This is a genomic window from Vreelandella piezotolerans (assembly GCF_012427705.1).
GTDB classification, from domain to species: domain Bacteria; phylum Pseudomonadota; class Gammaproteobacteria; order Pseudomonadales; family Halomonadaceae; genus Vreelandella; species Vreelandella piezotolerans.
In genome coordinates this window covers 2,427,296-2,450,976 of sequence record NZ_CP048602.1, presented here as the reverse complement: position 1 = coordinate 2,450,976, position 23,681 = coordinate 2,427,296, and the positions used below count along the sequence as shown (strand labels likewise).

Here is a 23,681-nt window from a genome sequence, read left to right as displayed (position 1 = left end):
CTCTTTCTGGGGCAATGCTTATGCAAAAGCTAATAGGATTCGTGCGGTGTTGTACAAATCCTTTCATTAGCCTAGCTGCCATTGAGGAGATCAGCAAATCAGCTCTCCGGGGAGTTCGATAGTGAATTCGCCACCGCCGCCGTCGGCATCTCGGTAGTACACCTCGCCCCCCAGCTGCTGGGCAATTTCTCGGGTAATGGCGAGCCCCAAGCCGGTACCGGGGAGCTTGCGCGTGTCACTAGCGTCCGCTTGGGAAAAACGCTTGAAGAGGTGGGGTTGAAAGTCGGGGTCGACACCTGGTCCGTGATCGCGGACGCTAATGTTGACGGTTGACTGTTGGTGCGCAACGGAGATTTCGACCGGACGATCTTTCGGCGTGAATTTGACGGCATTCGACATCAAGTTGGTTAGCGCTTGAATCAGCCGTGGACCGTCGACGTTGACGCGCACCTCTGGCCACTGTGGCGTGGCTTCAATACGGACCCCGTGCTGCTCGCCGTACCCGGCCATGGAGTCGATCGCCTCTACCACCAGCGGGGTCAATGGCTGCGCGGCCAGGTTCATGGGCATTTTGCCTGCCACCAATTTCTCCATATCCAGCAGGTCGTTGATGAGCGTGGCAAGCCGCTGCACGTTGCGCTGGGCGGTTTCCAACAGCGCATTGGCGGGGGCAGGCAGTTCGCCCACGACGCCGCCTGCTAGAAGCCCTAACGAGCCATTGATGGAGGTGAGCGGGGTGCGCAGTTCGTGGCTCACGGTAGCGATGAACTGATTTTTCATCTTATCCAGCCGTCGTCGCTCGGTAATGTCCTCTATCAGTGACCAGATGACGGGGCGCCCGTCGGGGTCATGGCTCAGCATGCCCTGCAAACGAACCGGGTAGCGGCTGCCATCCTTGCGGATGTACTCTTTTTCGAAAGGCCCGTAGCGGCCCTCGTTTTTAAGGCTCACGAGTACTTGCTCTTCCATGGCTTGGTACTCTCGGGGCGTAAGGTCCCAGTAGCTGAGCTTGACGAACTCGTCGCGGGTATAACCGGAGGGCAGCGTCAAGGCGTCGTTGAGATCGATGAACTGCCCGGTCTCGTAATCGTTGAGCGCAATGCCAATGGGAGCAAACTCAAAAAGGCCTCTAAGACGACTCTCGTTGCGCTCCAGGGCTTTTCGTGCCAACTCTTGTTCATGGATATCGTGCAGGTAGCCATGCCATAGCACGCTGCCATCGGCGAGCCGCTCTGGTCGCGCCTGACCGGCTGTCCAGCGGTACACGCCCTGATCGTTTCGTACGCGATACGTGGCATGCCAGTCCCCGAGCGCGTTGGCGGAATGCTGTATGGCGGACGCCACGGATGCCAGGTCGTCTGGATGGATGCGCTCGAAGGCGGGAGTGGCGTCTTGGGCCGCCTGTTTGGGCGTCATGCCGTAAAGGGTTTGAATTTGCGGTGAGCTGAACGGGAACGTGGGCCGTCCGTCGGGAAACTGTCGGTACTGATAAATGACGCCAGGCAGTTGCGCCATGAGCTTGGTAATCCGCTCGTTGCTCAAACTGTTGGTCAAGGTATCGGCCAGCCAGCGGGCGAGTAGTCTTAGAAACAAGGTTTCGCTTTCATCAAACTCGCTGCCCCGGGGTGAGGCTGAGGAGAAGTTGAGCGTACCGAACACTTGGCCCTCCACTTCGATGACGATGGCGGCATAGGCGCCAAGAGGAAAGGCTTGATAACAGGGGTGAGCATGAAACTCACTGTTGGCGACATTGGCGATAAACAGCTCTTTTTTCTGTCCGGTGAAGAGTAGTTGGCACCAAGTGCTGCCTAAATCGAAGCGCTCACCGGCCGCCAGTGGCATGCCGGGGGAGCACTCTACCCATCGAGCGGTGTATACCTCGCCCTCGATCTGGCTGAGAATCGCTAGGTCCAAACCGAGATAGTGACGCGTCGTATGCAGTGCATACTGAATTTTGGCATCGAGGGTGTCGAGCGTATTGAACGCGATATCGTTGAGCAGCAGCAGCGCATCGTGGTGTTTGCGAAGCTGCACGCGGGCTTCGTGCTCACGGGTAATGTCGACGATGAACCCTTCCATGATCAAGGGGTGTTGGGCATCGCCTGTCACCCAGTTGCCGCGCTCTTCGACCCAGCGCCAACGGCCATCGCGGTGGCGTATCCGGTACTCGATATGCCAACCTTCGCTGGCGGCGCGGGCGGTTTCGATCGCGTCGCCCACGGCGGCGGCATCGTCGGGATGAATGATGTCGGCATAGCTGAGGCACGCGTTATTGATGAGTTCTTTCGCGGTATGGCCGCTGACCTGGTCGATTTGCCCGCTGATGTAGAGCATGGTCCAGTTCTCATCCGGTAAGCAGCGATAGGTCACCCCGGGCATGTTGCTCAACAGTGACGCAAACTCATCCCGGCTGGCTTGCAAGGCCTGCTGCGCCTCGATCTCGTGGGTGATGTCGGTATGGGTGCCATACATCAACAGCGGCTGACCCTCTGAGGTCCAGTCGAACACCTGCCCGCGGTCGTGCACCCACACCCAGTGGCCCTGCTTGTGACGCATTCTTGCTTTGCAGCTATAGCTTTCCGTTTCTCCTCGAAAATGCGCATCGAGTAGGGCGGCAGAGTGAGCCAAGTCGTCGGGGTGTGCAAGGTCCAACCACGTATTGATGGTGATGGGGCTGAGCTCTTCCAGCGTATAGCCAACGATCTGTGCCCACCGCTCGTTGAAAACGGTCTCTCCCGTTTGTACGTTCCACTGCCAGGTGCCGACGCCAGTGCCTTCGATGACCAATCGGGCACGGCGCTCGCTTTTTTGCAGTGCCAGCGACAGCGCAGAGTGAGAGGCGTGGTGACCGATATCGTCCTGGATCAGTGCCTCTATCGTTGCGGCGATGTCGTGAAGCAGCGCAATCTGTTCTTTCGTGAAGGCTCTTGGAACCGTGTCGAACAGGCAGAGACAGCCTGCCGAGCGATCCGAAGACGTAGCCAACGGTATCCCGGCAAAGAAGCGGACGAAGGGGGCGGCCTGAACCATGGGGTGATCGGCGAAGCGGATATCCGCCTGGGCGTCCTCGACGATCAAACAATCGCTTGGAAAGAGCGCATGGCGACGAAATGTGTGTGCTAACGCGGCTGCGCTGGTTTCCGACAAGCCCTGGCTCGTCGCGAGCTCCAAACGGTCATGTTGACGTAGATAGACTTGCACGATGGGCACGCCGAATACCTGTTGCGCGAGGCGCGCCACACGCTCGAAACGAGAGGGCTTGCCATCGTTCAAACCGTGGTCAACATTCGCTTCTAACGAAGGTGTAGCGCGGCTTATTGAGCCCTGGGGTGTTTTCATGGCGTGACCATCGAGTGACCTACTGAAAGTGTGCAAGGGTGACGACGCGCTAGCCGCTGCGCTTACATTTATATTGGTCCGTCAAGCTGCCTTCACAGCATAATGGCTTATGGTGGTGGGGTGTAGAGAGAGACGTGGCTTGAGCGTCGTTGAGATGTGAAAAATTGTGGAGCGCCGTTTGGCGGGCCTGATGCGGCGAAGTAGAGTGAGGAGTACCACGAATGAAACATAGCGTCTTAATAATGATGTTGACGTTAGTAGGCTGTGCGGGAGGAGAAGGCGCTGATATGCAGACGGCGGCTGCGGCGTATTGCGTCAGCCTGGGCGGCGAGCGCCTCACCCGCGAAAGCGCTTTGGGAACGGGGCGTTACTGTCGACTGCCGGATGGTCGGGTCGAAAACGAGTGGCACTTATATCGAACAGAGCGATTGGATAATGATTAACGCCACCAACGAATAAGCGTTTGAAACGCATCAAACGTGCTATCAACGCAATTTTGAGCGTATAAGGTTAGTGTCAATAAAAAAATAAGGTGAGCTGGTGGGTCATGCCAGCTAGGGGATCGGATGGGTACGTTCAACGTCTTGTTGCGCTTTTTATGCGTAGGAATAATGGCTGGCTTGCTGTTGCTGTCCGGTTCTTTGGCCTACGCTAGCGCGCCTGCACCGCTGACCGATTGGGAGTATCGCTGGGGAGATGCTCCTTTAGAAGATGACGCGCCTTGGACCCCCATCGATTTTCCTTCTAACCCCCCGGAGCGCAACGGCCAGAAGTCCGTGTGGTTTAAAACGGTCTTGCCAGAGGGAGAGTGGCGTGACCCGGTGTTGCACATTACCAGCATTAACTTGGTGGGGCAGATCTACCTCGACGGCACGCTGATTTATCAGCATGGCGATATGGAGGCGCCTCGTTTCATCGGTTGGCCGTGGCATTTGGTTCCGCTGCCGGAGAACTCGGCGGGCAAGACGCTGGCGCTGCGTATCCACTCCGATTACACCAGCATCGGGCTGTGGGGCGATGTAGAAATCACCGATCGTATCGATGCGCTGAAGGGGATGCTCCACGCTTCGGTACAGGACCTTGCGGTGAGTGCCTTCAGCCTGCTACTGGCGACGTTGGCAGCGATTTTTGCCATGATTGGACCTGAGCGTCGGGGCTTTTTCGCCATCGCGCTGTTTGCGTTTTCGTCAGGGTTGATGCTGTTGGCAGAGACTCCCGTTCGGCAGCTGTTGGCAGACGCGCCGCTTACCTGGGACATTTTACGAGCCGCCAGTTACTTTACACTGCCCATTGCCATAGGCTTGTTGCTGAGCCACTGGTTGGATGGTGTACCAAAGCGCTGGATGAGGCGTTTATGGCAGCTCCATTTGGCGTACCTCGTGGCTTCGATTGGTCTGGTCGCACTTGGCGTGGTGAACTTGGCACTAACGTTCCCCATATTCGATGTGCTGCTGTTGCTCACGCTCCCCCTCATGCTTCTGCTGGCGCTGCTGCGAGTGCGTCGTTTGAATTTGGAGCAGCGGCTGTTCGTCACTAGTTTCCTGCTGTTTGCGCCACTTCTGTTGCTGGATATGTTGGTGGCGCACGAGCTGATCCCTCGGCGCGATGTGCCACTGAGCTATGGGGCGTTGGGCTTCTCTTTGGCTATCGTGGGGATTTCGCTGTGGCACTATCGTCATACGCAGCGTCAGCTTGCTGCGGCCAACCAGACGCTAGAAGCACAGGTGACGGCGCGGACGGCAGAGCTAGATACCTTGGTCGAGCAGCTCAAGGGGCTCTCGCTTCAGGATGCCCTGACCGGCCTCAATAACCGTCGCCATTTCGACACCTTGCTACATCAGGAAATGGCGCTCGCGCAGCGTAAGGGAAGCCTGCTTTCGCTGCTGATGATCGATATCGATCATTTCAAGAAAGTGAACGATAACTTTGGCCACGACGCTGGCGATGCCGTTTTGATCGAGGTCGCGGCGCTGTTAAAGAAGCATTTTCGCGGTACGGACGTGGTGTGTCGGTTGGGGGGCGAGGAGTTCGTCGCGCTCCTACCGGGCACCGGAACGGCCGAGGCGCAAACGCGTGCCGAGAAACTGCTGAAGGCACAGCGTGACCAAGCGTTGAGTCACCTTCATCAGCCGCTTGGGCGCATTACGCTCTCTTGCGGAATCGCCACGTATCCGGCTCACACCATGGACCCTAAAAGGCTACTGCGCTTAGCCGACACAGCGTTGTACAAAGCCAAGAATAACGGCCGCGACCGTTGTGAAGTATGGGAAGGGGCCGTGTCGTCCAGCGAGCAGTAGCTAGCGGCTATGATGACTCGTTTTGCCAGACGTTTGGCCATGCCCAGCCATCTTTATGCACGTAGGCAGCCAGTAACCGCTGTTGGCGGGTGGCAAGCTGTAGATGTATCTCTTGGTGAGCGGCGGTGATGCCAGGCAATCGTTGGTACTCTGCTAGCGAAGGTAGCTCTGGGAGGGTAGGGGTAGGGTCGATGAACGCGCTGTCTAACGTCGCGAGAAAGTTTTCAAGCGTGACGATGCCCGTTTTAAGCTGTTGCCGCGTCGCGTGGTCGATATCGGGGCAAGCAATTTGTGCAATGACCAGCGCTTGATAGAGTTTCGCGAGAGCAACCGGTAGCGATTTTTGACGGTTAGTGTCGTGATAATAGTGCAAAATGGGATACGCCAGATGCTGCTGCCCCAACCGGCTAATGGCCTGTTGGAGTGGTTGTAGCTGCTGTACCAAGCTTGTGTACTTCCCATTATCATGGGTCGCGCGAAGAATTTGTAAGGGGCTATTGCCCAGCGCATGGATGGACAGCGCGACATGGCGTTTTTCGGTGACATTGGCCATGATGCTCAGCATATACGTAATGGTGAGCGTAAAGAGAAAAAAGCCGTTGGCAGCTGCCAGCGGTGGTGCAAGCCGCCAAGTGTCGCTGCCCGGAACGAAGTCGCCGTAGCCCAAAGTGGTCAATGTATAGCCCGCATAGTACAGGCGCTCGACATCGTTGGCAGGGGCTTTGGTCGTGGCGTTCACCACGGCGTCTTCGGTGCTGCAAAACAGTAGCCACCATCCGACTAGGGCAAGCAGCAGCCAAACGGTCATCAAACCTACGGTCAGCCAAGGGCCTGCTGCAGACAGTACGCGGTGGCAGCGATGACGTTGATGCAATGCCAGTAACAGGGTCCATACCGTGCTAATGGAGCGGTTGGTCAAAGGGCCAGAGTGAGAGGCAGACAGCGTCGTCTTGATGGCATCATAATTGGCAAGGGTTATTAGAAGGATGCCAACGATACCGAGCCAGTGATGTCCTATCATGCTCGCTTCCTAGTTCGAAGAATCGGATGGGGTGACACTCACCACCACTTCATAAATACGCCAATCATAATGATTCAGCATGGCCTCTGCCGAGGCAACGCGCTCGGCCAGTCGATGCGTATCGCGCGGGACAATGAATGCTTCACCGCTGAACACGTGTCCCTCTTCTCGTAGTCGAACGGCAGCGTCCAAGACCCACTCGTATCGTTTGAGTGCCGTTTCCAGCGACTCGGCTAACGGCTCGGGTTGGGTGTTCGACGTAAATCGCGGGCGGCGATCCAATAAATCACCCACGGCCTCTTTCAGGTTCACCACGCCGTCCTTGGTCACATCGATGGCGATGAGCGCTGCCGCTAGCGCATCTGCCCACCAGATACCGGCACCAATCCCCAAAATGCCGATGATCGCTGCCAAGCCGGTCATCCAGTCCGCTTTGCTCATCTTACCATCGACATAGACGGTTTTTTCATGCACCTGTATGGCGGCTTTGGTCTGCAAGCGGCCAATCACCATGGGAGGACTCACACTGTAGATGAGGGCACCGATCATTAACCAGCCCATCCAAAACGTATGCCCAAAGAGCGAGATAGCGCCTACTGAGGGGTGCTCCTGACTGATCAGTTTCATGATCGAATCCAGTAACAGCAAGCTCCCCATCAGGCTCAGTGCCGTGGCCGCGCATAAAAACGCAATCACCGTGGCGCGCTGGTAGCCGTAGGGAAAGGTATCGTTAGGGGGGCGGTTACGAAAATGCATGGCGATCAAGAATGCCACGGGAGGAATGAGCGATAGGATGTCCTCTATCCAGGCCGCTTTCATGGCTTGGCTGCTGCCTAACACCAGCCCAAGCACCAGAATGATTGAGACCCGAAACCCCAAGTTCCACCACTCCAGTCTCACCAAATAATCGAGCTGGCGCTGTTTGTCAGCAGGCATACGGTAGGGCTTGCGTATTTTCATTCAGCGGCCTCGACGCGTTTTAGCTGCTCATAAAGAGAGGATTGGTCATTGAGATGGCGTTGAAGCGCCAACATGAGGGCGTTTTCCCCTTTGGGTAGCGCCATCACATGGTGTTCGCTGGTGAGTCGATGAGCCGTTGGTCGAAAGCCATGGGCTTCTAACCACCATTGAGGGCCAGCTACCCAGCCCGGCGCGTCATGCACGCGCTCGGTGATCACGGGGGTCGCGCCCAGCGCACGGATCGACTGCGTGACGCTATTGAGACGCGCCACGGCGATGTCTTGGCCCTCGAGGGCAGCGTCGCCCGCTGCGTGAGCGTTAGGGTGATGAGGCGCGATACCAATGACATGATGTGAGGTGAAGTACGGGCGTGTCGTGGCGGCTAGCTGAGTAAGACGCGTATTGTGAGTAAAGCCGCCGGCCACAATATCGAGCTGGTGGTGGTTGAGCGCTTTCAGTAGCTCGTTTTCACTGCCCCAGTGCCACTCGATGGACGCATCGAGGCTATTGGCAAACTGGGATAGAAGGCCGATGTCCACCCCTTTGGGGCCCGCAGCGGTAGCGATGACCCAAGGTGGGTTTTCCGTGATACCGATGAAGAGTGTGCCGCCCTCGATATCGCTCATTTTGCGTTCTACATTTTGGGGATAGCGACAGCCAACAAGCGTTAAAAAAAACGCTATACATAGGCATAGTGCGTAACTTTTATGTGACGATTTTTTTCTCACGTTGATGTAAATCTTAGTATTAAAGGGGCGGCTAATAAGCGGCTACTTTTATGTTTCGTTCACTACTGCATGATATAACGAACACAGTAGAAACAGCCGTGCTGTTATCAGCACGGCTGAGCCATTGAAAGACAATGTCGTTAAAGGCGCGGACATTAAGCGGCAATGCTCGCACAGGCGTTGGCACACTGTTGGCAAGCTTGGGCACACGCTTGGCAGTGATCAGCGTCGTGTTTGGCACACTCGTCGGCACACTTTTGGCAAATGTCGGCGCAAAGTTGGCAGATGTCATTGGCGTATTCGCTGTTTTGGGCCATGTAGGACGCCGCCAAGCGACAGATCTGAGCGCACTGAATATCCATGCGTATGCACTCGGCCATTTTGTGTACTTCATCCTCTTGAAGGCACTGGGTAGCGCACTGGTCACAATACGCGGCGCAGATATGACAAGCCTCGATTTTTTCCTTGAACGCTCCAAAATGCATCGTCAGCTCCTGTAGCCACTCTAGTCAACGAAGGGGAGGTATTCCCTTATGGGTCGAGAGTTAAAGCTAGCCGACGATGAGACAACGTACCTGCAATGCCTCTAATTTTTAATATTGTTTAATTTTTCAATAAGGTTTTTTTAAGCATTGTATAGCTTATGTTGAGCCTAAGGGGGAATGTCAAATAATGTGACATGCTAGGTAACTACCGTTACTTTTTTTAGCGTCTGAGCCATAGTACGCCTACTGGGCTTGCAGGTGTAAAAAGTATTCTCCCAAAGGGGGTGGCAATGCGTAATAACGGCTATGTATCACAAACGAATTATCCGATTGAACCCGATGACTTCTTAATCTCCCGCACGGATATCAACGGCTATATTACGTATGCCAACCCGCGCTTTATCGAGGTGAGCGGCTTCGCCATCGAAGAGTTGATGAATGAACCGCACAATGTCGTTCGGCATCCGGATATGCCGCCCGAGGTGTACCGGGATATGTGGGCAACCCTGAGAGAAGGGCTCTCTTGGCAAGGATACGTCAAAAATCGCCGTAAAAACGGCGACCACTACTGGGTGCACGCCAATGTCGTGCCCGTCGTCGATAAAGGCGAGCTACAAGGCTACGCGTCGCTTCGCTCTTATGCGGGTGAAGAGAAGGCGCGCTATTTCGATCACCTGTATCGTCAAATGCGTGAAAACAACTGCCCCTACTATTTAAAGCGCGGCAAACTCAAGCGCAAAGGGTTGCGCGGCAAGTTGCCATCGTTTCAGTGGGAGGGAGTGAAGGCGCGCGTCGTTCTGTCGTCTTTGGCGAGCGTAGTGCTACTGGGGGGTGGCTTGTGGATCACGCAACGCTTTTCTCTCGAGAGCTGGTCTTTGGCTGTGCTTGCCCTAGTGCTGGCAAGTGCGATCTGGTCGGTGAACGCGTTGCTGCTAGGCTCCTTGAGTCGTTCGGTCGCATCGCTGAAAGACATTGCGCTGCAGCTGGCAGCGGGCAACTTGAACACGGTGATTCCTTCCACTCGCCGCCAATCGCTTCGTCAAACGCTTGAGGCACTTCAGCTCATGCGCCGCTCGCTGCTCTCTACCGCCAGTGATATTCAGCGCAATATGGACACCATTGGCCCGGTGGTGAGCCAAATTCTAAGCAATAACGCCAACATGGCGGATCGCCTGGAACAGCAAGCCTCCGCGGTACAAGAGACGGCTGCCAGCATGGAGGAGATTTCCAGCACCGTGCGTCAAAGCGCCTCGAATGCGCAGCTTGCGAGCAAGGCGGCCGATACCAACCTCGCCGAAGTGGGCAACGCGTCGCGCCTGACAGACGAGTTGGCTCAGGCCATGGACGCGTTGACCAAGCAGTCCGAACGGATGAAACACATGGTGCAAGCCATCGATGCCATCGCGTTTCAAACCAATATTCTGGCTCTCAATGCGTCGGTGGAAGCGGCGCGTGCTGGCGAACACGGACGTGGCTTTGCGGTAGTGGCCCAAGAGGTGCGAAAGCTCTCCAATCAGACCGCTGAAGCGGCCAAAGAAGTGCAGCGCATGATCGTGGACACCAATCAAAGCGTGCTGGAAAGCGCGTCTCATACGCGAGAAACGCAAGCGGCGACCCAACGTATCCGACATGCCAGTCAGCGGGTCAACGACCTGATGGCAGAGATTAGCCGAGCGGCCAGCGAGCAGAGCGACGGCGTTGCCCAAGTAGGACTAGCCATTGCCGAGATCGACAGCACGACCCAAGCCAGCGCCTCGGATATGGAGAGCTACCGGCGGGTGGCAGATACCCTCAGTGGGGAAGCCGCCGCTCTGACCAACAGCGTCAACGCCTTCAGAACCTCACAAGGCGCGCAGCCTTTGCCAGCGCTACGCCGCTCGCAGCCGCTTGGGCTCCATCAGTCCGCCGCCAAAGTGCTGCCCTCCAAGCAGTCGTCAGCGGGTGAGTGGGAGCAGTTCTAGTCCTAGCTGTGACCATCGCGCCTTGGACTGCTCAACCATGCTGCCTGGGGTGCGATTTTCCTGACGATAACGGGTAAACTAGCGCCCCTTTAAACTGTGGTGGCTAGAGGCATGCACCCGACCTACGAATTAACCGACGCTGGCGACCGCTACTTTGATGGCTTGGCAGATAAGTTCTCTCGCTCGCTCTACCAAGCACCCCGGGGCGAGCTGCGCCTCGCGATGTTGGACTATCTGCTGCCGCAAATGCTGCGCTTGACGGCCCAGCCCGTGCTGGATGTTGGCGGTGGGTTGGGGCAGCTCTCCGGCTGGTTTGCCGCACGTGGTCACACGGTCACCATGGCGGAGCCTTCCCACGATATGCTGTCCCACGCCAAGGCGTGGCACGCTGAGCAAGAGGCCGCTGTGGCGTGGCCACCGGGGCAGCTTTGCTATGTGGAGGCTCCTCTACAGGCGCTGCCCAGCCAAGCACCTGGTCCTTGGCCGCTGATCGCCTGTCACGCGGTGCTGGAGTGGTTAGGCAATCCCGAGCAAGCGCTGAAAACCCTCGCAACGCTGCTTGCTCCCGGTGGTCAACTGAGTCTGATGGTGTTCAACCGCGACGCGCTGCGCTTTTCCAACGTGGTGAAGGGCAACTATCAAAAAGCCTTGAGCGATCAGTTGGAAGGTAAAGGCAAGCGCCAGCGCTTAACGCCGATTACCCCCGTTACCCATGACGAGATTGGCCAGTGGGTGAGTCAGAACGGCTTACGTATCGAGAGTGTCGCGGGTATCCGTATTTTTCAGGATTACGTGCGTCAGGCGCCTGAGAAGACAAGCGATCAAGCAGCGTTGCTGGCGCTTGAAAAGCAGTATTGCCAGCAAGACCCCCATTGGCGTTTAGGCCGCTATTTGCTTTATACCGTTACCAAACCCGAGGCTGATGTATGAGTGCTCAACTGCCTACTTGCCAGCTGCTGGAACGTTACTACGGGCAGGCCGCTCGGCTATGGCCTGTCTCGCCTCCAGACGATACGTGGCTGTTAAACCTCTCCGCCGCGATGGTGAGTGACAATGTTGCCCTGCGGGAGCAGTGGCAGACCAGTGCGCGTCAAGCCATGAGTCCTTTCGCGCCGTTCGACTGCCTACCCGACGGTCAGGTGGTGCTGTTTTGGCCCAAAGCCCATCAGCTAGGCAAATGGTGGCTGGCGTGGCTCTGCCACGTGCTGCCTGACGATACGCCGGTCGATATCGTGGGCGAGCATCAAGGGGGCATCAAACGCGTGCCTAAGATACTGGATGAGCTGGGCATGGCGTGCGACAAGCTCGATAACGCCCGCCGCTGCACGCTCTTTGCCACCCGCACGGTGAACATGGCAGCGCCTGAGAGCGCCTGGCAAACCTTTGACGCCCTGGATATGCGTTTGGTCAGCCACCCAGGCGTGTTTGGTCACGGCAAAGTCGACGAGGGAACGCAGCTTCTGCTGCAGGCCCTGGAGAAAGCGCTGCCGAAAAAACCGCTAAAAGTGCTTGATATGGGCTGTGGCGACGGCATCATCAGCGCGTGGCTCGCCAAACGCGGGCATGCGGTCACGGCTGTCGACGTCAGCGCCTTCGCCGCCGAAGCCTGCCGACGAACGCTGCGTGAGAACGCGCTGGAGGGCAGGGTGCTGGAGAGCGACGTTTACTCGGCGTTGGACGGCGAGCGATTCGATGTCATCGTGAGTAACCCGCCGTTTCACCAGGAGCGAGACATCAGCTATGGCCCCAGCTCGCGCTTGATCGATCAAGCGGTAGAGCACCTCCAGGCAAAAGGGCAGTTGTGGCTGGTGGCCAATGCGTTTCTGCCCTATCCGGAGCGATTACAGCGCGCGCTGGGCGAGTTCGAGACGCTGTCGGACAACCGGCGTTTCCGGGTGTATCGCGCCGTCAACTAGTCGTCTTTGGCTGTTGTTCTTTGGCGTCGAGCTCATGGGCCGCTTGGCGTATCGTAGTGAATGGCCGTCACGGTATAGAACGTTTCGCCGTTGGGAGTCAGCACCGTGACGTCGTCATCGACCTCTTTGCCCAACAGTGCCTTTGCCATGGGCGCGTCGATGCTGATCCAGCGCTTTTGCGTATCGAGCTCGTCGTGGCCGACGATGCGAATCTGAAGTGTTGCTCCCTCGTCGTCCTCCAGACTCACGTAGGCCCCAAAAAAGACCTTGTCGGTATTGGCGGGCAGTCGGTCCACTACCTGCAACTCGTCGAGCCGCTTGGTGAGATAGCGGATGCGCGCAATGACTCGGTTGAGTTCCTTCTTGTTATAGGTGTAATCCGCATTTTCGCTGCGGTCACCCAGCGCGGCGGCTTCGCCCACTTTGGCGGATAGCGCCGGGCGCTTTACCCGTGAAAGGTGATCGAGAATGCCGCGCAGTCGGGCGGCCCCTTCGGCGGTGATCAAATTGCTTTTGGGCGCTTGGCGTGGGTCTTTCGCCGGATCCCGCCAGCGGGTCATGTTGCGACCTTTCATACGTCCATCGTCTCCTTGTACGCCCAAACGGGCGCTTCTGCGGGTAGCCATAAGCTTACGTCGAGGGGGTGTTTTATAACAACGTCGTGAATGTCTGGCGAATCATTCAAACGTTCGTTACATTGTCTAGGTAAGCTATCGTTGGGCCTGAAGGCCCCGATGAAAAAGCCGCTACAACAACAAACCTGGAGGTTTCCATGCGCGCTATTCCCTTTTCCCGCTTGTTGATCGCCGCCGCCCTGGGCAGCACGCTGGCGCTGGCCCCCTTGAGTGCATCGGCGTTCGAGGGGGAGGTCTTTTCACTCAAGAACCGTTGGGAGCACACGGTGACGCAAATGCCCGCGAATCAGCGGGAAGACACGCTGAAAGCGCTCGCCAGCGAAGCCGAGCAGCTCGCCAACCAGTATCCCAATGAGGCCGAGGTGCTGATTTGGCAGGGTATTGTGCTGGCCTCCTACGCGCGTGAACGCGGTGGATTGGGCGCGCTGGGGACGGCCGGTGACGCCCGCGACGTGTTGGAGCGCGCCATCGAGATCGACCCCACGGGAGGCAACGGCTCGGCCTATGTCACGCTGGGTGCTTTATATGACCGAGCCCCAGGCCGCCCGCTGGGATTTGGTAACAGCGATACTGCCGAGCGCATGTTCCAGCGCGCGCTGGAGCTGCGCCCGGACGGCATCGATGTCAACTACTACTACGCGGCGTTTTTAAAAGAAGAGGGCAACACCCCAGCGGCGCGCGAGCATGCCCAGCGCGCGGTGAACGGCACGGCCCGAGAGAATCGCCAGGTGTCCGATGAGGCGCTGCGCCGTGAGGCCGAGGCGTTGCTTGGTCAGCTATGAAATGATGTACCTTTTCCCCTGAACCCTACGCGCGGTTAATCACCGCATTGGCATTCCCGGTGAGCAGCATTGATAATAGGACGATTGTGAACACCGGGAGTGCCGTATGGGCCCTACGCTTGGTCGTGAGGATGTCGAGCTCATCCAACGCGATACCCTCTATCAAGGTTTCTTTCGCCTGGAAGCGCTGGAGCTGCGCCATCGCTTGTTCGAGGGTGGCTGGAGCAAAGCCATGCGCCGCGAAGTGCATCACCGCCACGATGCGGTCGGTGTGCTTTTGTACGATCCACACCGTGACGCGCTGGTGCTAGTCGAGCAGTTTCGCGCCGGGGCGATCGATGACCCCGCCTCTCCGTGGAAATTAGAATTCGTCGCGGGTCTCGTGGATAAAGAGGAATCCCTGGAGGACGTTGCTCGACGCGAAGCGGTGGAAGAGGCCGGCTGCCAAGTAGGGCAACTGACCAAATTGCACACCTACTACCCTAGCCCCGGCGCCTGCAACGAGCGTGTGACGCTGTTTTGCGGCCTAGTGGATACCCAAGGGCTAGGCGGTGTGTATGGCGTGGACGATGAGCACGAAGACATCCGCGTGCATATCGTCACGTTTACTCGTGCTTGGGAACTCTTAGAGCAGGGAAGACTCGACAACGCCATGTCGTTGATTGGGCTGCATTGGCTGGCGGGGCAGCGGGCATCGCTGCGTGCCGCCTCGCAACGCGCCGCCCTCTCGACGACGGACGCCAAGCGAACCCAGTAAGGAGTCATCATGGCAAGAGCCGCCTACGTTACCGATTTAAAAACCCTGCAGGGCGAATGCAGCGCGAACTATTTGCGCCTGTTGCGTCTGGTGGGGGATATGGAGAGCGGTCAGCGCCGTGATATCGCCCTGCGTGGCGACCACCAGCACTTTGGCGATCTGCATCTCACCATTCTTCAGCAAGCGCCCTATACCACGCTGGTGGAAGTGACCCAGAGCGGGCCACTGGATAGCGTCATCGAAGGGCCGCGCATGCGGGTACATCTCTATCATGATGTGCGTATGGCGGAGGTCATCGATTTTCAGCGCGAACGCCACTTCAGCGGCCGCTACCGCTATCCCAACGCCCGTATGCACCAGCCGGACGAGAAGCTTCAGCTCAATTGCTTCCTAGGCGAATGGTTGGCCCACGGCCTTGCCCATGGGCATGCTGTGGACATACCCGAACTACGTTAATTCACGTCGTATACGATTCAGGTCAAGGGAGCCAGGTGAATGCGGCTTATCCAAATCACCGATTCACACTTACATGCAGATAAACGGGCGCGCTCCCGCGCGGGTATTCCGTGGCAGCAGTTCCAGCGCGTACTGGAAGCCGTTGCTGCCGAGCGACCCGACGTCGTCGTGTTCACAGGGGATGTCAGCCAAGACGAAACTGCCGCGTCCTATGCCCACGCCCGAGAAGCGCTGAGTGCGATGCCCTGTCCGTGGTTTTGGATACCGGGTAACCATGATCAGCTAGAGCTGATGAGTGCCGAGCAGCCGCTGCTCGACGAAGTGGATTTGGATCAGTGGCGCTTGCTGTTGCTCGATACCCAGGTCGTCGGCAAGCCCCACGGCGAGTTAGGGAGCGATACCCTGAGCGCGCTGGCAGGGCGGCTCGAGCAAGACGATCGCCCTACAATAATTGCCATGCACCACCCGCCGGTGGATGTGGGGGCTGCCTGGATGGATGCCATCGGCCTGCAAGACCGCGAGGCGTTTTGGCAGCTGTTGAGTGCTTACCCGCAGGTCAAGATGATTCTGTTTGGCCATGCCCATCAAGCCTATGCGCAGTTTCATCCAGTGGCAGGCAGTGATATCGGGGTCTACGGCTGCCCGGCCATGTCAGACCAGTTTCTGCCGGGCGCAGAGGCGTTTGCCATCGATGAAGCGTCGCGCCCTGGCTATCGTATCGTCGATATTCACGGCCATGAGTGGCAGACCTGGGTGGAGCGCGTCGCCGTCTAGCGTCTGTTAGGCATTATGGTTCTAAAAAGATAGTTATTAATTCTTTTGGGTTATTATTGACCTGGCGTTACCCTACCCACAAATGCCCGCTTTGCGTTTCGTACGCGCTGGGCAGTGTACCTGTTTGCAAAGGCTTCCTTGAAAAGCCGTCTAATAAACGCAAGCACCGTTTTGTGAGGGAGTAGGTAATGAACCAGTTTTCTGCGCCGTCGGCGGCGTCGCAACAGGTGCCAAGCGCACCAGATGCTGCCCGACTGACCCACTTGAAGCAGCTCGAAGCCGAGTCGATCCATATCATTCGAGAAGTGGCGGCGGAGTTCAGCAATCCGGTGATGATGTACTCCATCGGTAAAGACTCCTCGGTGATGCTGCACCTGGCGCGCAAAGCCTTCTATCCCGGCACGCCGCCGTTCCCGCTAATGCACATCGACACCACCTGGAAATTCCGCGAAATGATCGCGTTCCGCAACCGTATGGCGGAAGAAGCTGGCATGGAGCTGATCGTGCACACCAACGAGGAGGGGCGGGCGGCCAATATCAACCCCTTCGATCACGGTAGTGCCAAGTACACCGACATCATGAAAACCCAGGCGCTCAAGCAGGCCTTGACCCAACATGGTTTCGATGCCGCGTTTGGCGGTGCGCGCCGCGACGAGGAAGCATCGCGCGCTAAAGAGCGCGTTTACTCCTTCCGTGACAAGTACCATCGCTGGGACCCGAAGAGCCAGCGCCCCGAACTGTGGAACGTCTACAACGCCAAGGTCAATAAAGGCGAGTCGATTCGTGTCTTTCCGCTCTCCAACTGGACCGAGCTGGATATCTGGCAGTACATCTACCTCGAGTCGATTCCGATCGTGCCGCTGTATTACGCCGCCAAACGCCCGGTGGTCGAGCGCGACGGCATGCAGATCATGGTGGACGATGACCGTCTGCCGTTAGCGCCTGGCGAAGTGCCTGAAGAGAAGTGGGTGCGTTTCCGAACCCTGGGCTGCTACCCGCTCACCGGCGCGGTGGAGTCCAAGGCCGCCACGCTGCCGGAAATCATCCAGGAGATGCTGTTGACCAAAACCAGCGAGCGCAGCGGCCGTGCCATCGACCACGACCAGGCCGGTTCCATGGAGAAGAAAAAGCGTGAGGGGTACTTCTAATGGCACACCAATCGACGTTAATTGCCGATAACATCGAGCAATATCTGCACGAGCACGAAAACAAAGACCTGCTGCGCTTCATTACCTGCGGCAGCGTCGATGACGGTAAATCTACCCTCATCGGCCGGATGCTCCATGACTCCAAGATGATCTTCGAGGATCAATTGGCAGCCATCACCCAGGCCTCTAAAACCAGCGGCACCACCGGCGATACGGTGGATCTGGCACTGCTTGTGGATGGCTTGCAGTCCGAGCGCGAGCAGGGCATCACCATCGATGTGGCCTATCGTTTCTTCTCCACGGACAAGCGCAAGTTCATCATTGCCGACACGCCAGGACATGAGCAGTACACCCGCAACATGGCCACGGGCGCCTCGACGGCCAGTTTGGCGATCATTTTGATCGACGCACGTTACGGTGTGCAGACCCAGACACGTCGCCACAGCTTCATTGCCGACCTGCTGGGTATTCAGCACTTGGTCATTGCGGTCAATAAGATGGACTTAGTGGGCTTCTCGGAAGCGCGCTTCAACGAGATCGTCGACGAGTACCGCGAATTCGCCACCAACCTGCAGGCGCCGGACATCCGCTTCGTGCCAATGTCGGCGCTCAATGGCGACAACGTCGTCAACCGCAGCGAGCAAACGCCCTGGTACTTCGAGGATGGCCAGCGCTACGAGGGCAAAACGCTGATCGAACTGCTGGAAAACGTCGAGATCACCCGCGACCAGAACCTCACCGACTTGCGTCTGCCTGTTCAGTACGTCAATCGCCCGAACCTGGACTTTCGGGGTTACTGCGGCACGCTCTCGGCAGGAGTGTTGCGCCCAGGCCAGGCGGTCAAGGCGCTGCCGTCCGGTAAAACGTCCCGTGTGGCGCGCGTGGTGACCTTCGACGGCGACTTGGATGCGGCCTATCCCGGCCAGGCGGTGACCGTCACCCTGGAAGACGAGATCGACATTTCCCGCGGCGATTGGATCGTCAGCGCCGATGCCGAGATTCCGCTGTCGAACGTCTTCAGCGCCGATATCGTGTGGATGCACGAAGATGCCCTCACGCCCGGCAAGCTCTACGACATCAAGCTGGCCACCCGGGATTTGGCGGGGCAGGTCAGCGCCATCGAGTACCAGATAGACGTCAACACGCTGGAGAAGCATGCCACCGATGCGTTGAGCCTCAACGCCATTGCCCGCTGTGAGGTGGAGTTGACCGCCGCTATCCCCGTCGACGACTATCGCACCAGCCCAGGCACCGGCAGCTTCATCGTGATCGACCGGCTGACCAACGTGACCGTGGGCGCGGGTATGATTCGCGGCGTGGTGAACGCTCGCGAGCAGGCGGTGACCACCGACTGGGCGGCCTTCGAGCGCGATCTGAACGCCCTGGTGCGTAAACATTTCCCGCATTGGGAAGCCAAAGATATTGGGTCACTGCTGGGACGCTAACACTGCCCCCATTGAACCCTTGTTGACGCCGCTCTGCGGCGTCAACTTTTAGGTAAAGCTGAATCGAGACACCAAGGAGCGAGAGTCGATGTTAACCCTATTGGACGGTGGTTTAGGGCGTGAGTTAAAGCGGCTGGGAGCGCCGTTTCGCCAGCCGGAGTGGTCGGCGCTGGCGCTCATGGAAGCCCCCGAGTGTGTGACCCAAGCGCATCGCGCTTTCATCCAAGCGGGCGCCGAGGTGATTACCACCAATGCCTATGCCGTCGTGCCGTTTCATATTGGCGAGGCGTGTTTTGCCGAGCGCGGCCTGGCGCTGGCGACGCTGGCGGGAAAGTTGGCGCGTGACAGCGTGGCGGGGGAGGCGGTGACCGTCGCCGGATCGCTGCCGCCGCTGTTCGGCTCCTATCAGCCGGCGCTCTTCGATGCCCAGCGCGCGCCCGAGCTGTTGGCAACGCTGATCGAAGGGCAGGCCCCTTACGTGGACGTGTGGCTGGCAGAGACGCTGGGCGCCACGCAGGAGGCTCGAGCGGTGGCCACTGCGCTGGGGAACGATCCTCGTCCGCGTTGGTTCTCGTTCACCTTGCAAGACGCCGACGAAAACGGCGAACTGCCCTGCGCGCTGCGCTCCGGCGAGGGGGTGGAGGCGGCAGTAAATGCGGTGCTCGAGGCGGGTGGCGAGGCGCTGCTGTTCAACTGTAGCCAAGCCGAGTTGATGGAAGAGGCGCTACGCCAGGCGCAGGCGGCCGTGGACGCCAAAGGGGCCACGCTGCGTTTGGGGGTGTACGCCAATAGCTTCGTGCCGCAGAGCAACCGCATCGCCGCCAACGCCGGTGTGAGCGATATGCGCGATGACCTGGGGCCAGACGCCTACGCCGACTTCGCCAAGCGCTGGCAGGCGGCGGGGGCCAGCATGATCGGCGGCTGCTGTGGCATTGGCCCCGAGCATATTGCCAAGTTGGCCGAGGCGGTGCGTGACTGACCGCTGGTCGTAATTGATTGCATAGGACGACTCCCCCATGAAGAAAGGAACGGACGTGCCCGCCGAGGGGCACTTGGCAGGCGTGACCCGGCGCCAGTTTCTGCAGCGCTCCGCCGCGCTGTCGGTGTCTGCCAGCGCTTTGGGCGGGCTACTGCTGCCGCGCTGGGCGAGCGCGCAAACGGAGGCCACTCCGCAACGCGGCGGGCATCTCATTTTGGCGATCGACAATGCCTCCAGCAGCGACCGCCTGGACCCGGCCTACTACTTCGAGCAGTACATGTACCATGTGGGGCGCCAGCTGTTTAACACCCTGACCGAACTTCACGATGACGGGTCTCTGGCGCCCGGTTTGGCCGAGTCTTGGGAGACGACGGATGCGACGCACTGGGTGTTTACCTTGCGGCAAGGGGTGACGTTCCACAACGGCAAGACCCTCACCGCCGAGGACGTGGTTTACTCGCTGAACCATCACCGAGCCGAGGACTCGCCCTCGGCGGTGAAGGGCTACATGGAGCAGATCACCGAGCTGGCCGCCCGTGGCAGCCACGACGTGGTCATGACGCTCTCTGCCCCCAATATGGATCTGCCGTATTTGCTGGGAGAGGTAAACTTTGCCATCACGCCGGCAGGTGCCAATTTCGATGAGGGTATCGGCACCGGGCCGTTCGTGCTGGAAAGCTTCGAGCCGGGTGTGCGTACCCTGGTCAAGCGCAACGACAACTACTGGAAGTCGGATCGTGCCTTCGTCGATAGCGTCGAAACCCGCGCCTTCAACGATGCCACCGCCCGGGTGGCGGCGCTGATGAGTGGGTCGGTGCACTTCGTCAACCGCGTGACGCCGAGCATCGTCAGCCGTTTGGAGGGCGCGTCATCGCTCACCATCAACCGTAATTCGGGCAGCTTCCAAGTGACGTTTCCTGGCTTGGCTGATCGTGCGCCCTTCGATAACAAAGACGTTCGTTTGGCCATGAAATACGCCCTCGACCGAGAGCAGCTGTTGAATCTGCTGGTGCAAGGCTATGGCCAAGTAGGTAACGATACGCCGCTGTTCCCCAGCAACCGCTATTTCACCACCGACCTGCCCAGCCACGCCTTCGATCCTGACAAAGCGCTTCACCATTGGCGCCAATCGGGTATGGACAGGCCCATTCGGTTGAGCACTGCGGATGGCGCGACCTTCGAAGGGGCGGTGTCGGCAGCGGAGTTGTATCAGCAGTCGGCCCAGCGCGCAGGCATCCCGCTGGAGGTCAATCGCGTACCCGCCGATGGCTATTGGTCGGAAGTGTGGCGTCAGCACGAATTCTGCGCGTCCGGTTGGTCGAGCCGCCCTACGGCGGATGCCTATCTCTCCATGGTCAATTTATCCAACGCGCCGTGGAACGAAGCGCGCTGGGCCAATGAGCAGCTCGATCAATTGATCATCGCGGCGCGCGGCGAGCAGGACGAGGCCACGCGGCGTCAGATGTACCACGACATTCAGGTGCTCTATCAGCAGGAGGGTAGCACCGTGGCACCGCTGTATATGGATTCGATTTCGGCCAATCGCGCCAACGTGCGGGGGTATGTCGACGTGCCGGGAGAAGTAGCGACTCGCTCGGTCGAAAAGATGTGGATCGCCAGTTGAACCGAGGGTGATTCCTGCGCCAGCCCGTTCAATGCGGGCTGGCGCTTTGTCGATAGGCTTACTCAGCGTTGGGGAAAAACAACTGTTGGCCGTCTACTTCAAAGTCGGCAATCGCCTGCTGGCCTTCCTCAGAGACCAGCCATTGATGCCACTGGGCGGCTAAATCGTGCTTCAGGTGCGGATGACGCTCCTCCGAGAGCAGTAGACTGCCGTACTGATTGAACAGCGCCTCGTCGCCTTCGAAGAGCAGCGTGAGGTTTTGCGGATTATCGAACGCGACCCAGGTGGCACGGTCGGTAAAGGTGTAAGCGTCCATACCCGCAGCGGTGTTCAATGTCGGGCCCATACCGCTGCCGAGCTCCCGGTACCACTCGCCTTGGGGCGTCACGCCCGCATCTTCCCACAAACGCAGCTCGGCGCGGTTCGTACCGCTATCATCGCCGCGTGAGGCAAACGGTGATTCGCTCTCGGCGATACGTGCAAAGGCGTCGGCGACGCTCTCGCTGTCACTGATGCCCGCCGGGTCGTCGCTGGGCCCTACGATCACGAAGTCGTTGTACATCACGTCCAAACGCTCCGTAGCGTAACCTTCCGCCACGAACTGCTCCTCGCCTGCCGTATCATGTACCAGAAGGCTGTCGGCATCACCACGGCGGCCGATTTCGAACGCCTGTCCGGTGCCGACGGCCACCACGCGCACACCGATGCTGGTGGCCTCGGTGAAGGTGGGAATGATGGCGTCGAACAGTCCTGAGTTTTCGGTCGAGGTCGTAGAGGCGAGCGTAATGAAATCGTCATCCGCGAGTAGCGAAGCGCTCCAGGCCAAGGCGGTCGTGCATACGCTGGCGGTGATTAGCGTGGTGGTTTTGTTCACGGTCTGCTCCTTTGGGTCTTGTTCAACGCTGGGTGGGGCTTACCAAACCAGCTCGCCCCGGATGAACGCCCTGGCCTGGGAAGAGGTCGGGGCGTCGAAAAAACGCTCGGCGGGGGTGTGTTCCAATACCTGTCCGCCATACATGAACAGCACGTCATCGGCGAGCCGCTTCGCCTGGTGCAAGTCGTGGGTCGTCATCACGATGCGCGTGCCGCTCTGGTGAAATTCGTTGACCGCGTCCTCGACGGCTTTGATGGCGGCAGGGTCGAGGGCCGAGGTCGGTTCATCCAAAAACAGCACGGCGGGGTTCAGCAGCCAAGCGCGGGCCAGGGTTAGACGCTGCTGTTCGCCGCCCGACAGCACCCGGGCAGGGCGCTTGGCCAGTGCGGCAAGGCCAAATTTTTCCAACGCTTGTAGGGCGAGCGCTTGGCGTTTTGGGCGTGGCACGTCTTTGACGGCCAGCGCATAGCGCAAGTTATCGATCACCGAGCGGCGTAGCAGAACCGGCCGCTGGAACACCATGGCCTGCACCGGCGGCTTGCCCTCCCAACGGACTTGGCCGCTACTTGGGCTGAGCAGCCCGTGGGCCAAGCGCATGAATAGGCTTTTACCCGCTCCGTTGGGCCCCATGATGAGCGTGCGCTGACAGCCAGACAGCGTGAGCGTGGTCGGCACCAACAATGCGTGGCCGCGGTGGGTAAAGCTCGCCTGCTGAAAGTGTAGGGCTGGCACATCGGCCAGTGGGGTGAGAGAGGAGGAAGTGAGCGGTGCGTTCATCCTAATCGCCTCTTGGCCGCTTCACTGACCGCATGGGCCAGCGCATTGATCAACGTGACCAGCGCCAGCAGGATGATGCCCAGGCCGAGTGCCAACGGCAGATCGCCCTTGCTGGTTTCCAGCACGATGCTGGTGGTCATCACGCGCGTCACCCCATCGATATTGCCACCGACGATCATCACCGCACCCACTTCGGCACTGGCACGGCCGAAGCCAGCCAAAACGACCGTCAGCAGGCCAAAGCGTGCATCCCACAGCAGGGTGGGCATCATGCGTAGCGGCGTTAGCCCGAGTGAGCGAAGCTGTTCGTCATACTCGTGGTGCAAGGCTTCCACTTGTTGGCGTGTCAGCGCAGCGATAATGGGAAAGACCAGGATGACTTGGGCAACCACCATGGCGCTGGGTGTGAACAGCAGGCCAAGCGATCCCAGCGGCCCCGCTCTGGAGAGCATCAAATAGACGCATAGACCCGCCACGACCGGCGGTAACCCCATCAGCGCGTTGAGCACCACGATCATGCCGTTGCGACCAGGGAAGCGCCACAACGCCAGCGCGGCACCCACCGGCAGCGCCAAAGCGCTGGCGATCAGCACGGCGCTCAGCGACACCTGCAGCGAAAGCGCCACGATGTCGATCAAGTTCGAGTCCATGCCCAGAATCAGCGTGAGCGCCGTGTAGAAAGGATTATCACTAGCTGCCATAAGGACCTGATTCAATAGCACC

Annotated in this window: 22 protein-coding genes; 13 read left to right on the top strand and 9 right to left on the bottom strand. The window is 58.7% G+C overall.

What is annotated here, in order from left to right:
- Positions 1-90: 90 nt before the first annotated feature.
- Positions 91-3,339 (bottom strand): PAS domain-containing protein, encoded by a 3,249-nt coding sequence (locus tag GYM47_RS11285; protein WP_153842799.1) that lies wholly within the window; start codon positions 3,337-3,339, stop codon positions 91-93.
- Positions 3,340-3,560: 221 nt separating this feature from the next.
- Here GYM47_RS11285 and GYM47_RS11280 point away from each other — a divergent pair, with 221 nt between their 5' ends.
- The gene (locus tag GYM47_RS11280) at positions 3,561-3,782 is read left to right on the top strand and encodes a DUF333 domain-containing protein (RefSeq protein ID WP_153842800.1); all 222 of its coding nucleotides are present in this window, start codon (positions 3,561-3,563) and stop codon (positions 3,780-3,782) included.
- A 123-nt stretch (positions 3,783-3,905) separates the two neighbouring features.
- Positions 3,906-5,636 (top strand): GGDEF domain-containing protein, encoded by a 1,731-nt coding sequence (locus tag GYM47_RS11275; protein ID WP_231125573.1) that lies wholly within the window; start codon positions 3,906-3,908, stop codon positions 5,634-5,636.
- 7 nt (positions 5,637-5,643) lie between these two features.
- On the opposite strand, the gene GYM47_RS11270 is transcribed toward GYM47_RS11275, so the two are convergent.
- From GYM47_RS11270 to GYM47_RS18620, 4 genes are all read right to left on the bottom strand, one after another.
- Positions 5,644-6,657: a potassium channel family protein gene (locus GYM47_RS11270; protein WP_153842801.1), complete on the bottom strand. Its 1,014-nt coding sequence runs from the start codon at positions 6,655-6,657 to the stop codon at positions 5,644-5,646.
- A gap of 9 nt (positions 6,658-6,666) precedes the next feature.
- On the bottom strand, positions 6,667-7,617 hold the full coding sequence (locus GYM47_RS11265; protein WP_153842802.1) for a cation efflux transmembrane domain-containing protein: 951 nt from the start codon (positions 7,615-7,617) through the stop codon (positions 6,667-6,669).
- A complete protein-coding gene (locus tag GYM47_RS11260) occupies positions 7,614-8,243 on the bottom strand; it encodes a transporter substrate-binding domain-containing protein (RefSeq protein ID WP_153842803.1) in 630 nt (209 codons plus the stop codon). The genes GYM47_RS11265 and GYM47_RS11260 overlap by 4 nt, the downstream gene beginning before the upstream one ends.
- Positions 8,244-8,500: 257 nt before the next feature.
- Positions 8,501-8,830, bottom strand: a complete 330-nt coding sequence (locus tag GYM47_RS18620) for a four-helix bundle copper-binding protein (RefSeq protein ID WP_139527056.1) — start codon at positions 8,828-8,830, stop codon at positions 8,501-8,503.
- A 290-nt stretch (positions 8,831-9,120) separates the two neighbouring features.
- Here GYM47_RS18620 and GYM47_RS11250 point away from each other — a divergent pair, with 290 nt between their 5' ends.
- The 3 genes from GYM47_RS11250 (at position 9,121) to GYM47_RS11240 (ending at position 12,707) form a co-directional block, all read left to right on the top strand.
- Positions 9,121-10,791 (top strand): methyl-accepting chemotaxis protein, encoded by a 1,671-nt coding sequence (locus GYM47_RS11250; RefSeq protein ID WP_153842804.1) that lies wholly within the window; start codon positions 9,121-9,123, stop codon positions 10,789-10,791.
- Between the two features lie 111 nt (positions 10,792-10,902).
- Positions 10,903-11,721: a methyltransferase domain-containing protein gene (locus GYM47_RS11245; RefSeq protein WP_153842805.1), complete on the top strand. Its 819-nt coding sequence runs from the start codon at positions 10,903-10,905 to the stop codon at positions 11,719-11,721.
- On the top strand, positions 11,718-12,707 hold the full coding sequence (locus GYM47_RS11240; protein ID WP_153842806.1) for a methyltransferase: 990 nt from the start codon (positions 11,718-11,720) through the stop codon (positions 12,705-12,707). Before GYM47_RS11245 ends, GYM47_RS11240 begins: the two co-directional genes overlap by 4 nt.
- Positions 12,708-12,739: 32 nt before the next feature.
- Here GYM47_RS11240 and greB read toward each other — a convergent pair whose 3' ends face one another.
- Positions 12,740-13,282 carry a transcription elongation factor GreB gene (gene greB, locus GYM47_RS11235; RefSeq protein ID WP_153842807.1) on the bottom strand — a complete coding sequence of 181 codons (543 nt, stop codon included), beginning with the start codon at positions 13,280-13,282 and terminating at the stop codon, positions 12,740-12,742.
- Positions 13,283-13,479: 197 nt separating this feature from the next.
- On the opposite strand from greB, the gene GYM47_RS11230 reads away from it, so the two are divergent.
- The 8 genes from GYM47_RS11230 to GYM47_RS11195 all read left to right on the top strand — a co-directional run bounded on the left by GYM47_RS11230 (position 13,480) and on the right by GYM47_RS11195 (position 21,307).
- Positions 13,480-14,124, top strand: coding sequence for a TRAP transporter TatT component family protein (locus GYM47_RS11230; protein ID WP_139527074.1), 645 nt, complete (start codon positions 13,480-13,482; stop codon positions 14,122-14,124).
- Positions 14,125-14,230: 106 nt separating this feature from the next.
- Positions 14,231-14,881 carry an NUDIX domain-containing protein gene (locus tag GYM47_RS11225; RefSeq protein WP_153842808.1) on the top strand — a complete coding sequence of 217 codons (651 nt, stop codon included), beginning with the start codon at positions 14,231-14,233 and terminating at the stop codon, positions 14,879-14,881.
- 9 nt (positions 14,882-14,890) lie between these two features.
- Positions 14,891-15,337 (top strand): DUF1249 domain-containing protein, encoded by a 447-nt coding sequence (locus GYM47_RS11220; RefSeq protein ID WP_139527076.1) that lies wholly within the window; start codon positions 14,891-14,893, stop codon positions 15,335-15,337.
- Between the two features lie 39 nt (positions 15,338-15,376).
- On the top strand, positions 15,377-16,111 hold the full coding sequence (locus GYM47_RS11215; protein WP_153842809.1) for a phosphodiesterase: 735 nt from the start codon (positions 15,377-15,379) through the stop codon (positions 16,109-16,111).
- A 188-nt stretch (positions 16,112-16,299) separates the two neighbouring features.
- Entirely contained in the window at positions 16,300-17,259 is a 960-nt protein-coding gene (gene cysD / locus GYM47_RS11210; protein WP_153842810.1) for a sulfate adenylyltransferase subunit CysD, read from the top strand.
- Positions 17,259-18,704: a sulfate adenylyltransferase subunit CysN gene (cysN, locus tag GYM47_RS11205; protein ID WP_153842811.1), complete on the top strand. Its 1,446-nt coding sequence runs from the start codon at positions 17,259-17,261 to the stop codon at positions 18,702-18,704. The genes cysD and cysN overlap by 1 nt, the downstream gene beginning before the upstream one ends.
- An 88-nt stretch (positions 18,705-18,792) precedes the next feature.
- Positions 18,793-19,683 (top strand): homocysteine S-methyltransferase family protein, encoded by an 891-nt coding sequence (locus tag GYM47_RS11200; protein WP_153842812.1) that lies wholly within the window; start codon positions 18,793-18,795, stop codon positions 19,681-19,683.
- Between the two features lie 37 nt (positions 19,684-19,720).
- A complete protein-coding gene (locus GYM47_RS11195) occupies positions 19,721-21,307 on the top strand; it encodes an ABC transporter substrate-binding protein (protein ID WP_153842813.1) in 1,587 nt (528 codons plus the stop codon).
- A 58-nt stretch (positions 21,308-21,365) separates the two neighbouring features.
- Here the strand turns inward: GYM47_RS11195 and GYM47_RS11190 are convergent, their stop codons facing one another.
- The 3 genes from GYM47_RS11190 to GYM47_RS11180 are packed head-to-tail and all read right to left on the bottom strand — an operon-like array spanning position 21,366 to position 23,659.
- Positions 21,366-22,181 carry an ABC transporter substrate-binding protein gene (locus tag GYM47_RS11190; protein ID WP_153842814.1) on the bottom strand — a complete coding sequence of 272 codons (816 nt, stop codon included), beginning with the start codon at positions 22,179-22,181 and terminating at the stop codon, positions 21,366-21,368.
- 39 nt (positions 22,182-22,220) lie between these two features.
- Complete coding sequence (locus GYM47_RS11185) at positions 22,221-22,958, bottom strand: ATP-binding cassette domain-containing protein (protein WP_139527083.1); 738 nt, start codon at positions 22,956-22,958, stop codon at positions 22,221-22,223.
- Positions 22,955-23,659, bottom strand: coding sequence for an ABC transporter permease (locus tag GYM47_RS11180; RefSeq protein WP_153842815.1), 705 nt, complete (start codon positions 23,657-23,659; stop codon positions 22,955-22,957). Before GYM47_RS11180 ends, GYM47_RS11185 begins: the two co-directional genes overlap by 4 nt.
- Positions 23,660-23,681: the final 22 nt, after the last annotated feature.